The organism is Halorussus limi (assembly GCF_023238205.1).
Taxonomy (GTDB): Archaea; Halobacteriota; Halobacteria; order Halobacteriales; family Haladaptataceae; genus Halorussus; species Halorussus limi.
In genome coordinates this window covers 50,449-62,258 of sequence record NZ_CP096661.1, presented here as the reverse complement: position 1 = coordinate 62,258, position 11,810 = coordinate 50,449, and the positions used below count along the sequence as shown (strand labels likewise).

General features: G+C 69.8%; 10 protein-coding genes. 5 read left to right on the top strand and 5 right to left on the bottom strand.

The genetic code is table 11. The features are described 5' to 3' along the window. The first annotated feature begins 337 nt into the window (after positions 1 to 337). The gene (locus M0R89_RS20500) at positions 338 to 1,495 is read left to right on the top strand and encodes a PKD domain-containing protein (protein ID WP_248652884.1); all 1,158 of its coding nucleotides are present in this window, start codon (positions 338 to 340) and stop codon (positions 1,493 to 1,495) included. A gap of 126 nt (positions 1,496 to 1,621) precedes the next feature. On the opposite strand, the gene M0R89_RS20495 is transcribed toward M0R89_RS20500, so the two are convergent. From M0R89_RS20495 to M0R89_RS20475, 5 genes are all read right to left on the bottom strand, one after another. Next, complete coding sequence (locus M0R89_RS20495; protein ID WP_248652883.1) at positions 1,622 to 3,181, bottom strand: right-handed parallel beta-helix repeat-containing protein; 1,560 nt, start codon at positions 3,179 to 3,181, stop codon at positions 1,622 to 1,624. 138 nt (positions 3,182 to 3,319) lie between these two features. After that, positions 3,320 to 3,898 (bottom strand): metal-dependent hydrolase, encoded by a 579-nt coding sequence (locus tag M0R89_RS20490; protein ID WP_248652882.1) that lies wholly within the window; start codon positions 3,896 to 3,898, stop codon positions 3,320 to 3,322. Then, complete coding sequence (locus tag M0R89_RS20485) at positions 3,898 to 5,049, bottom strand: DUF1616 domain-containing protein (RefSeq protein WP_248652881.1); 1,152 nt, start codon at positions 5,047 to 5,049, stop codon at positions 3,898 to 3,900. Before M0R89_RS20485 ends, M0R89_RS20490 begins: the two co-directional genes overlap by 1 nt. A gap of 78 nt (positions 5,050 to 5,127) precedes the next feature. Next, positions 5,128 to 6,747 carry a hypothetical protein gene (locus M0R89_RS20480; protein WP_248652880.1) on the bottom strand — a complete coding sequence of 540 codons (1,620 nt, stop codon included), beginning with the start codon at positions 6,745 to 6,747 and terminating at the stop codon, positions 5,128 to 5,130. Positions 6,748 to 6,877: 130 nt separating this feature from the next. Further along, positions 6,878 to 7,945, bottom strand: a complete 1,068-nt coding sequence (locus M0R89_RS20475) for a hypothetical protein (protein ID WP_248652879.1) — start codon at positions 7,943 to 7,945, stop codon at positions 6,878 to 6,880. A gap of 153 nt (positions 7,946 to 8,098) precedes the next feature. Between M0R89_RS20475 and M0R89_RS20470 the strand changes: the two genes are divergently transcribed. From M0R89_RS20470 to M0R89_RS20455, 4 genes are read left to right on the top strand one after another with little or no spacing between them, the layout of a single operon-like run. Beyond that, complete coding sequence (locus M0R89_RS20470; RefSeq protein ID WP_248652878.1) at positions 8,099 to 9,010, top strand: DUF4129 domain-containing protein; 912 nt, start codon at positions 8,099 to 8,101, stop codon at positions 9,008 to 9,010. After that, positions 9,007 to 9,717, top strand: a complete 711-nt coding sequence (locus M0R89_RS20465; RefSeq protein WP_248652877.1) for a DUF7269 family protein — start codon at positions 9,007 to 9,009, stop codon at positions 9,715 to 9,717. Before M0R89_RS20470 ends, M0R89_RS20465 begins: the two co-directional genes overlap by 4 nt. Then, the gene (locus M0R89_RS20460) at positions 9,714 to 10,976 is read left to right on the top strand and encodes a DUF58 domain-containing protein (RefSeq protein WP_248652876.1); all 1,263 of its coding nucleotides are present in this window, start codon (positions 9,714 to 9,716) and stop codon (positions 10,974 to 10,976) included. The genes M0R89_RS20465 and M0R89_RS20460 overlap by 4 nt, the downstream gene beginning before the upstream one ends. Further along, positions 10,973 to 11,707: a DUF7519 family protein gene (locus M0R89_RS20455; RefSeq protein ID WP_248652875.1), complete on the top strand. Its 735-nt coding sequence runs from the start codon at positions 10,973 to 10,975 to the stop codon at positions 11,705 to 11,707. The genes M0R89_RS20460 and M0R89_RS20455 overlap by 4 nt, the downstream gene beginning before the upstream one ends. The last annotated feature ends 103 nt before the right edge of the window (positions 11,708 to 11,810 follow it).

Here is an 11,810-nt window from a genome sequence, read left to right as displayed (position 1 = left end):
ACGGGCGGGAGTCGAATCGGCGGGGAGCGGCCGACCGCGCCCGAGAAAGATTTCGACCGTTGCAGGCCGTAGACCCCGCCTTCCAACGGCTTAGACGTCGGATAGTAAATATCGCTACCCCGGAACGTGGAGTTCGATGCCGTGACCGAATCACCGAGTACGACCGACGCAACGCGCGAGAATTCGAGCTTCACGACAGCCAACTCGACATGATACGTTCGACGCACACGGACCACGAAACGCGACTCGGCAGAGACAGCACAACGCGAACCCGCAGAAACGACACGACGCGGCGCTGCGGAGATAGAGCGACGCGACTCAGCGGAGGAACCTCGACGTGACGACCGCGAAGACGACGAGCGTCCTGCTCGTCGCGCTCCTGCTCGTCTCGTCGTTCGGAGCGGTCGCCACCGGACCCGGAGCGGGTTCGGGGACAGTCGATGTCGGAACTACCGACGAAACGGCCGGAAACGAAGACCGGACGGCCGGAAACGCCGGAACCGCCGGGCAGACGTTCCACGTCGTGCAGGGCGAGGAGTGCTACGAAATCACGGCGCTGGGCGACGGGAACCGAACCGTCTCGGAGTTCTACGGCTACCGGTCGGGGGCAGGCACGCTGTACGGGTCGTACGGCGAGCGGTCCCGAGCGATTCAGCAGAATCAGGTCAGTCACCTCTTCGTCTACGAGGGCGAACAGGGACTGAGCCTCGTAATGCTCCACGACGAACTCGACTCGTCGCGGGGCGGCGCGGCCTCCTTCTCGGTCTCCGGCCTACCCGCCGACCGCGTGTGGGCCGTCGAGGACGACGACTACCCGAACCGCGACGACAACTTCGTCCACGGCGAGACCAACTCCACGCTCCACTGGATGTGGGGCGACGGCCGGACCGACGGCGCGGCGGTCCGCGGTATCTCCGGCGAGTTCGACGCCATCACCGTCGACGCCGAGTGGGGCGAGAACTCGTGGGCCTACCGGAACCGGAGCAATCCGTGGCGGTTCGCCACCGACGACGTCGAGGAGTGGCACCTCCGCTCGGGCACCGGCGAGGAGTTCGCACTCGACAAGGGCGAACCCGTCACTATCCGAAAAGGTAGCTGTTCGGGGAGCGACGGGTCGGACGGCGACGATTCGCCGGACGACGGCGACGGGTCGGGCGACGGCGTGAACCGCTCGGAGGGCGCGCTCTCGGTCTCGGCCGAGGAGGTCAACCCCGGCGAGACGGTGAGGTTCGAGGCCAGCGGCTTCGCGGACGACGGCGAGAACGCGACCTACGAGTGGGACTTCGACGGCGACGGCGACGCAGACGAGACCACCGATAACCGGACGGTCGAACACAGTTACGACGAGAGAGGTAGCTACGGCGTCACGGTTACGGCGGTCGGCGAGAACGGGAGAACGGAGACCGCCTCCGGGACCGTGCGAGTCGAGGGCGGCGACGAACCGCCGAAGTGCGACCCCGCGAGCGACGACGACCGAGGTAGCGAGGGCGAATAAGCGACATCGGGAAAGGCTGACCTGAGCGAGAGTGAACGAGAGACGCCGAGAGCGGTCGGCCGCGACGAGTCGATTCGTCGCGGTCGTCGTTTGCCGCGTCGGTCGGGATGGGGAAATCGCTCGCTTCTACGTCGAATTACCGCTTCGAGTGGCAAAGGTGCCACCGCCGGTCCGGACGCCGCCCGAGAGGTCGCAGTCGACCACCTCGACGCCGTCGCCGTCGAGCAGGTAGAGCGCGGGGGAGTCGCCCCACGAGTCGGCGGTGACGCCCTCGAACCGGGTCCGCGAACCGGTGTTGTACAGCGGAGTGTCGCTCGCCATGTAGGTCCCGCCCGAGACGAGGCAGTCGTCGCCCCGAACGTCGATGGCGCGGCGGTCCTCGCCGGGTTGGTACACCGCGAGGTCGTGGAACTCGCAGTGGTCGCGGTGACAGAGGACGGCCGGGCGTCCCGCGCCGCCGGTCGCCCACCCGTAGACCGACAGGTTCCGGGCGACCACTGGGCCGGGCGCGTCGCCGAAGGCGGCGAGAGCGTACCCGCCGCCGCCGAGGTGAATCTCGCTGTCGGCGACGGTGACGCGGTTCGCGGTCGGCGCGACCACCATCGCAGTGTTGGGTCGGTCCGCCACCGCGACGTTCACCCCTTCGATGCGGGCCGACTCCACCTCGTCTTGGACCGAGAGCGCGTAGCCGTTGGGCCGGGTCAGTTCGATGCCGACGTTCTCGACTCGGAGGTCCGCGCCCGCGTCGAGGCGGAGGCCGCGCTGGTTCACGTCCTCCGGTCGGTTGTGTGTCACTTCGATGCGAGTCCCCCGGACGCGGCTTCCGTCGCCCGCGACGCGGACGCTGGCGACGTTGCTGTTCCGGTAGCGTCCGCCCTCGACCAGTACCCGGCCGTCGGGTGTGTCCGCGTAGAGACCGTTGTCGGGGAAGCCGCCGACTTCGAGGTCCCGCAGACGGAGCGTGCCGCGGTGGTAGGGACTCACCAGCACGCCGGTCGGCCCGACAGCGATGTTCCCGTCGGTGTTCGCGGAGTACGCGCCGCCGTCGGGCGCGCGGAACCGCTCGACGGTACCCCACCCGTCGGGGTCGAGAACGTCGAACATCGCCGGACCGAGCGTGCCGCCGTCGTGGAAGCCGACGACGTTCACGTCGCGGACGGCGAGTCCGTCGGTGACTTGGGCTTCGAGCGCCCGCATCCCGGTGTCGGGGGCCGTGAAGTCGAACGTGAAGCCCTCGAACAGCAGGTCTCGGCCGGGGTCCGCGAGGACGCCGAGGCGGAACAGCCACGGCGCGCTGTCGTCGAAGTCGGCGGTCGGCACGACGGTCGCGTCGTCGCCGACGAACCCGACGCGGTCGTACGCGACGAGTCGGAACATCTCGTCCATCGCGTAGGTCCCCGGCGGGAACCGGAGCAGCGTGTCGGTGGCTCCGTCGTTGCAGAGCCGATTCAGTACCGAGTTGATCGGTTCGTTCCCGGTGTCGTCCGCGCCGGCCTCGGTCACGTCGACGACGGTGTCGTACTCGCTGGACAGGGCCGCGCCGCGACTGGAGAGTTCGCCCGGCGCAGTTGCTTTCGACCCGGTGACCGCCGACGAAGTGGCCGTCGCGGCGGTCGCTGTGGCGACGGCGGTCGCCAGAAATCGACGCCTACTCGACTGTTTCGGAGTGTCGTCTTCGGGAGACATCCACCTCGGCAGTCTCGCGAGGCGCCGTTATATCGGGGCGACCGTTTCCGGCGCTGAACGGTTGCACAACAGTTGCCAAGCAGGATTTCGGGAGAAAAGTCGTCACCGTCCCGACGCGACTCGCACCGTGCCGACGGGCTACTCGGACCGACCCGCCAACAGCGTCCGGCACTCCGCGAGGACCGGCGCGCCGTCGTACAACCAGACCGCGGCGACGACCCCGACGAGCGCGAGTTCGAAGGCGAGCAGGGGACCGAACTCGAGCGCCCATAGTCGGACCAGCCACGCTCGGAGGTAGAACAGCGTCCGGGCGACCAGGCCCGCCTCGGTCGGCGAGGCCGACGAGACGACCGCGGGCCACAGCACCGCCTCGACCGCCAACTCGTCGCCCAGCAGGAAGGGGTAGACCACGTCGCCGGCGAGGTGGGAGGCGTGGCCGACGAGAAACGCGGTCGCCGCCCCCGCCGCGTTTCGCCGCCGGGCGGCCAACCAGAGCGCCGCCGCGAACGCCGGGAAGACGAACGCCGAGTGGGCGACGGCGTAACCCGACGGAAACACCCCGAGCGTCCACGAGAGCGGCTTGTCCACGAGGTCGGGGAAGACCGCGCCGAATCCGGCCGCGAGCGCGATTCGACCGTCGGGCGACTCGCCGCGCCGGAGGTGCCACCACAGCGAGACCAGCAGGTAGCCGAAGGCGGCGTGTTCCCACGGCCACATCAGCCGTCTCCCCGCGGGACTCGCGGTGTCCGGCGCGCGGCGCTACCGTTCGCGCCGTCGCCGCCGGCCGCGACTTCGACCGGAAGCCGGAGCGACCGGTAGGCGGTGTCGAGACTCGGGTCCTGCGGCGGGTCGCCGCGGTAGACGAGGACGACGATTCGGAGGTCGTCGCCGGTCGCCTGCGGGGTGATTTGCGCGGTTAGGTTCCGGGTCTCCCCGGCGGCGAGTTCGAAGCTCCCGCGGTCCACCTCTGTCTCGGCAACGACTTCGACCGAGTCGTTTGCGCCCTTCGTACCGGCAGAACCGTCGTCGGCGACCGACGCGTTCGCGCCCGCCGCGCCGGACCGCTCGACGCGCTGGAGTTCGACCGCGTAGCCGTACTCGACGGTCGAACCCTCTCGGTTGACGACCGCGAAGTCGAGCGGTTGGGACCGGCCGCGGGTCAGCGTCGAGGGGTAGAGCGCGGTGGTCTCGTCGGTGACGTTTCCTGACTGGACGTAGAGTTCGGTGAACCCCTCGTCGGCGGGCGGCGCGACGAGCGCGTACCCGACCGACGACGCGAGGACGAGCAGACTCACCGCGACGAGTATCCCCGACCACGGGCGGGAGGCCTTCGAGGGCGTCCCGAGCGTCGGCGAACCGGTCCGGAACCCGGACGACGACTCGCCGAACAGGTCCGACGGCGAGGGGACGCCGGGCGCGAACCGGTCGTCCGGGGACTGTCGGGCGCGACTCACCGCCGCGCAGACCAGCAGGACGGCCGTCGCGCCGAAGACGCCGACCTGAATCGGCCGCGCCGCGATGGGGAACGGCGAGAAGTGGACCGCGAGTGCGACCGCCGGAACCACGATAACGGTCCAGAGAACCGCGAGGACGACGCGCTCGACGCCGCCGATGCCGTGGTCGCCGCGCGAGAACGCCGTTCGGAGACCGGTGCCTGTCGGCCCGATGGTCGACTCCTCGGGCGGCGACCCGCGGGTCGGGTAGACGAGGGCGACGACGGCGTACCCCGGCAGGAACACGACCGTCGGAATCAGGAGGACGAAGCGGGCGATGCCGTCGAGCGAGAGCGCGGTCGCGGCGGCCGCCGCCGCCAGCAGGCCGAACGCGACCAGCAGGTCGAGGTATCCGCGTGCGGGACGTGACTCCATCGACGGGAACTCAGGAACCCGTCGTGCTTTATTATCCGGCGGGTAAGCCGGGCCGAACCGCCGCGTCGAACTCCCGGGTTACGTCTCGTTGCCGTACATCGTGAGGCCCTCGCACCCCACGTCGAGGACGCCGCCGACCAGCGTGTTGTCCTTCACTTTGACGTCGGCGCTCGACTCGTTGAGTCGGAGCGCCTCGTAGTCCGAGTACGACTCGGCGTAGGCCGACTCTATCCACGCGCCGGTTCCGTTGACCACGATGGGGTGGTGAGTCGTCTCGAAGGTGCCCCCGTAGACGAGGCAGTCGTCGGCGTTGATTTCGAGCGCGCGCCGGTAGTCGCTCCCCGGTTGGTCGATTTCGAGTCCTCGGAACTCGCAGTTCGCTCGCTCGCACCGGATGGCGTTCCGGAAGACGCTCCCGGACGCCGGACCGGTGACCCGAACGTCCGAGACGCCGACCTCGCCGGGTCGGTCGCCGCCCTTGATTTCGACGGCATTGCCGCTCCCGTGGATGTCGACGTGGACCTTCTGGACGTAGGTCGGACCGGCCTCGTCCTCGACGACGATGGCCTGGTTCGTGCGGTCGGTGCGCTGAATCACCGAGGAGTTGTGAATTTTTGCCGACTCCACGTCGTCGAGGACCGTGATGCCGTTGCCGGTCGGCTTGTCGAGTCGAACCGTCGAGTCGAGGACCTGTAGCCACGAACCCTGGTCGAGGCGAATCCCGCGCTGGTTGTCGAAGTGGTCGGGGTTGTCGTCCACGATGACGGTCGCGCCCACGATTTTGCTGTGGTGGCCGCCGATGCGGAGACTGCTGGCGTGGCTGTTGCGAAAGACGCCGCGCCGAACGATTACGGTCCCCTTGGCGTTTCCGGCGTAGACGCCGTTGTCGGGGAAGCCCCCGAGTTGGCAGTCGACGAGTTCGACCGTCCCCTCGTGGTAGCGACTGACCATGATGCCCGTCGGCCCGCGCCAGAGGTCGCCGTCGTTGGGCGTGTTCGACACCCACTCGCCGCCGGCGGGCGCGCGGAACCCCTCGACCGTGCCGGTCCCGTCGGGGTCCATTACGTCGAAGAGCGCCGGACCCCACGTGCCGCTGTCGTGCTTGCCGACCACGTCCACGTCCCGGACCGTCAGTCCGTCCGAGACCTGCGCCTCGATGGCCCGGATACCGGTGTCGGGGGCCGTCTGGTCCACGGTGAGGCCCTCGACGTGCAGGTCCCGGCCGGGGTCGTGGTAGACCCCGAGTCGGAAGAGTCGCCGGTTCGGCCCCTCGAACTCGTAATAGTCGCCGGGGACGATGGTGGCGTCGTCGCCCACCATCCCGAAGTGGTCGTAGCCGCAGTGTCGGAACTCCTCGTTCATCCGGTAGCGACCCTGCGGGAAGACGAACAGCGTGTCGTCGCCCGCGTGAGCATCGAGAACTGGGGTTATCGATTCCGCGCCGGTGTCGTCGGCGCCAGCGTCGGCGATGTCGACGACGGTGCTGTACTGGTCTTTCAACTGTTCGATTCGGTCGGTCGAGGCTGCGCTCGCCCGCCCGACGAGCGCGGGAGACACGCCCCCGAGAAGGCCCGCCCTAGTCAGAGACGCGAGATAGCCCCGTCGAGAGATGGTTCGTGCAGCGTCGCCGTCTTCGGAAAGTTCGTCGCGTTCCGCCGCCTCGGAGTCGTAGTCAGATTTAGGTGTCCGTGTCGTCATATTTTCCACGGTTCGTCGGGAATGAACCGTAGAAAAGTCTTCTGGCCGCCCCAAATGGTTGCTGTCGTTCACATGGCCAGCTTTTAAATCAAGGATTCCGTACTCGGTGGCCAGAAGAGAGCGGGGTCGGCTACGAGTCGTCCTTCTCAACCACGACGCGCACCTCGTCGCCGTCCTTCAGGAAGTACTCGCTCGGGTCGACCGCCTCGCCGTTCACCGTAATCGAGACCGACGTGTTGGCGGCCCCACGCCGGTAGGTCGTACCGTTGTACGTCACCGAGTCGTCGGTCACGTTGATACCGGACAGGGTGTTCAGTCCGTACTGGAGGGTGACGCTCCACGAGTGGGCGTGCCACGGGTTCGCGTGACCGCCCTCGAAGTGGAAGTGGCGGTGGCCCGACTGGAACCGCTCGGCGCTGAAGTCCACCTTCTCGCCGTCCACGACGAACGTCATCGGGCCGTGGATGTGCTGCTGGTCGGCGTCGATGTACGTGCCGGGCACCGAGTAGTTCGCGTCTGCCGTCTCGACGGTCACCCAAATCTGGTCGCCGTCGCCGAGCGTGTAGGACTCGGGGTCGACCTCCTCGCCGTTCACTCGGTAGTGAATTTCGGTGCCGTTCGTCGCCTCGCGGTAGGTCTCGCCGTCGTAGCTCACGGCGTCCGCGCTCGCCTCGACGCCGAACGAGGACAGCGCCGCCGCGAGCGTGAGCGAGGAGTTCGCTCGCCACGAGTGTTCGTCGTCGGCCGCTATCGACACCCGGTCGCCCGAGGAGAGTTCGTCGAGCGGGAGTTCGGTCCCGGCGACGACCACCGTCATCTTACCCGAGAGGTCTCCGGTCGCGTTCGCGCTCTCGGAGTCGTTTCCGCCGTCGTCGGAGCCTTCGGAGTCGGTCGTCTCTCCGCCGTGGGAGTGACTGTGGCCGTCACCGGCGGTGGTCTCCGAACTGTCGTTCGTCGCGGTCGTTCCGGTACTGTCGTTCGCCGTAGTCGTCTCATCGGTGCCGTTCACCACGGTCGATTCGCCCGTCGCCGGTTCGGTGGTCGGTTCACCCGCGGTAGTCGTTCCGTTCTCGGTCGAAGTGCCGTCTGACACGCCCCCGCCGAACCCGGCGCACCCGGAGAAAGCGACGAGTAATCCGACCAGCGCGATAGCCACGACGCGGCGACGACCTCCTCCGCCTGCCAGTGTATCGGGCATACTTCGGAGACGGGACCGGGACAGGATTATTATCCGCGACCTATGACCGGCTTAAGCGCGTCATAATTAACCCCGAACGCCCCTTCCGACCGGACAGAGAATGCACGGAACCGCTCGCCGAACGATACGCTCGGAGAACCTTCGAGCGCGAGGATGAAGGCCGACTCGGTCCTCACGGTCGTCGTCGCGCTCTGCTGTGTCCTCGCAATCGGCGCGACCTCGACCACGCTCGACTCGACGGTCTCGACCGACCCCGAGGAGGTCACGAACTTCGACTACGACAAGGTCCCAATCGGGACGGGGCAAGCCAAGAAACTCGACGACGCCATCGACGGCGGCCGGTCGGCCTCCGGCCAGTCCGGGTCCGGGAAGGACGCCTCGTCTGAGTCGGGGTCCTCCGGCGACGAGAAGGTGCAGGCGGCGAAAGCGGGCGACGCCGCGGAGAACGGCGACTTCACTCGGTCGGCGTCCGGCGGTGACGGGGGACGACAGGACCAAGCCGCAGGAAGCGGCGAGAACCAACACAGCAAGCAGTCCGGGGGCAGCGGAAACGAGATGCAACAGAGCGGCGGAGCGAACTCCCAGTCCGGAGAAGGTAACGGGACTGGGATTCGCGACCAGACGCTGCTCGAACGCCTGCTGTCGCTCCTGCGGGACCTGCTCGACCTGCTGTCGAACCTGCTCCCGTATCTGGTGCTGGCGGTGCTGTTCGGCGCGGCGGTCCGGTACCGCGACCGGATTCTCGCCCGGATTTCGCCGGGGGAGACCGAGGACGGCGACGAGAGCGAAGCGGCGGCCGACCGCGAACCCGACCCGCAGAACGATATCGCGGCGGCGTGGTTCGAGATGGTCGAGCGACTCGACCTCGCCGACCGACGCGACCTCACGCCCCGAGAGTGCGCGGCGGCGGCGAAGCGCCGCGGCGTGGACGACGAGACCGCCCGGAAACTGACCGCGCTGTTCGAGGAAGTCCGGTACGGCGGCGCTCGTGTGACCGACGAGCGCCGCCGGCGCGCCGAGCGGACCCTCGACAGCGTGCGCTCGCAACTGGAGGTCCGGCAGTGAAGCGCTATCGGGTCGTCTCCGGGGGCGCCGGCGTGGTGGCGCTGGGATGCGCGCTCGCGCTCGGCGGCGGTCCCGCGGGCGGGGCCGTCGGGGCGATGCTGACCGCGCTCGGCAACGACTACTTCGTGGTCGCCGCGTTCGCGGGCGTCGGGTTGCTCGTCGCCGCGTCCGTGCTGGCGTCCGGCGGGGGCGGCGCGCTCCGACAGACCGAGACGCCGACGCCCGAGCGTCCGGTGACGGCGCCGGTCGCGGGCGACGCGGTGGACGACGCGCTCGCGAGTCGGACCGCGCTCGCGCCGGTCGTCGGCGACGAGCGCCGCGAGGCCCTCCGCGAGCGCCTCCGGACCGTCGCGGTCGAAACGTGGGTTCGCCGGGACGAGTGTTCCCGCGAGGAGGCCGAGGAGCGCCTCGACGCGGGGACGTGGACCGACGATCGCGAGGCGGCCGCGTTCCTCGCCGGGAACGGGCCCGGCGTCGAGGCCCGCGCGCTGGCGCTGGCCCGCGCCGAACCGTGGAGCAGGCGCGGCGCTCGGCGGGCCGTCGCGGAACTGCTCGAACGCGAGCGGAGCGAGCAGAGAGAAGACGAGCGAGGAGCGAACGGGCCGAGAGGAGACGTGCGGAAAGAGAGCGAGCGGGGAGGGAATAGGCGGAGAGAGAACGAGCAGCGAGAGCGCGAACTGAATCGGCGACCGGAGGTCGAGCGATGACCGAGACTCGTCGTTGGCGGGGCGTCGTGGCGGTGACGCTGCTCGTCGGAGGCGTCGGACTCGTCGCCGACCGGCCCGACCTCGTCCTCGTCTCCGTGGTCGGGGTCGCGTTCGCGGCGTACCCGCGACTCTCGCCCGCGCCGCCCGAGACCCCGGACCTCGAAATCGAGCGTCGGTTGAGCGAGCGAGCACCTTCGCCGGGCGAGACGGTCGAAGTGAGTGTCACGGTCCGGAACGCCGGCGACCAGACGCTGTTCGACCTTCGCGTCGTGGACGGGGTGCCGCCCGCGCTGACGGTCACGTCGGGGTCGCCGCGGTACGGCGGTCCGCTCCGACCAGGCGGCGAGGCGACCTTCGAGTACGCCGTCGAGACCGACGAGGGCAAGCACGGGTTCGACCCCGCGACAGCGGTCGTCCGCGACCCGAGCGGGGAGCGCGAGGTCGAAACGACGGTGTCCGCAGAGACCGAAATCGACTGCACCGTGGCGGGCGGCGCGCCGCCGCGCCGGAACCTCGCCGTCGAGGACGCTGGCGACCTGCTGACCGACCACGGCGGCGTCGGGGTCGAGTTCCACCAGACCCGCGAGTACCGGCGCGGCGACGCGATGAGTCGCATCGACTGGAAGCGGTTCGCCCGCGCCGGCGAACTCACGACCGTCGAGTACCGCGAAGAGCGAAGCGCCTCGGTCGTCCTGCTGGTGGACGCCCGCGCTCCGGCCTATCGAGCGTCCGAGGGCGAACCCCACGCGGTCGTCCGGAGCGTCGCGGCCGCCCAGCGACTCGCGGGGTCGCTCCTCACGGGGCGCAACCGAGTCGGCGTGGCGGCGCTCGGCCGCGAGAACTGCTGGCTTCCGCCGGGCGCGGGGACCGACCACCGGACGCGCGCGATGCGAACACTGGCGACCCACTCAGCGTTCGCGGCGTCGCCGCCGAACGACGACGCCGAAGAACCGATAGCGGACCGGGTAGCCCGGGTCCGGCGGCAGTTGAGTCCGGACACACAGGTCACGTTCCTCACGCCGCTGTGCGACGACGACGCGGTGACGGCGGCCAGCACGCTGGAGGCCCACGGCCACAGCGTGACCGTCGTCAGTCCGGACGCGACCGGCGACGCGACGCCGGGCCGGAGACTGGCGGCGACCGAGCGGGAGAACCGCATCGCGGCGCTCCGGCGACGGGAGATTCCCGTCCTCGACTGGGGGACCGACGACGGTCTGGCCGCCGCGGTCGCCAAGGCGGGCGACAGGGGGGCGCTATGACGGGAACCGCGACCGGCGAGCGGGCGGGCGAACCGACCCCGGCGAGCGACGGAATCGCGGTCGGGCGGCGACCGACGCGCCTCAGCGCGACGGTCGCCAGTCTCGCCGCCGCGGCGGGCGTTCTGCTCGTCGGCGGTCCGGGCGGTCCGGCGGTCGGCGTCGTCCTCGTCGGTCTCGCGGCGGCGGCGACGGGCGACGAACTCCGGGCGCGGGGGCGGCGAGCGCAGTCGCTGGCCGCGTTCGGCACGGGCGGCACAATCGCGCTCGCCGGAATCGCCGCGGGCGCGGTGCTGGCCGGCGACGTGCCGAGCGTCCTGCGCGTGCTTCCGGGTCTGGTCGGCGTCCTGACGCTCGGGGCCGGGGTGGTCCCGGCGCGCGGACGGGGGTCGCGGAGACTGGTGAAACTCGGCGCGGGCCTCGTCCTCGTGACGGTCCTCGTCACCGGCGTCTTCCAGGCGGTCCCGCCGGGGACGCTGGTCGCCGGAGCGGTCGCGGCGGTCGTCGGGTGGGACCTCGGCGAACACGCCATCAACGTCGGCGAGCAGTTGGGCCGCGCGGCCTCGACGTGGCGCACCGAGGGCGTACACGCCGCGAGTGCCGGTCTCGTCGGCGTCGCGGCGATGCTGACGGGGCGCGTCGTGGACGGGGTCGGTTCGACCGGTCTCTCGCTCCCGGCGCTCGCGCTGTTGGTCCTCGCGGTCGTCCTCCTCAGCGTCGCGCTTCACGAGTAGGCGAGTCGCGCTCGGTGTCGCTCCAGGCGCTTCCGGCGCGTTCGGTGTCGCTCTGACCGCGTTCGATTCCCTCTGTCGAGTTATAGTTCCGATCGCGGTGTGA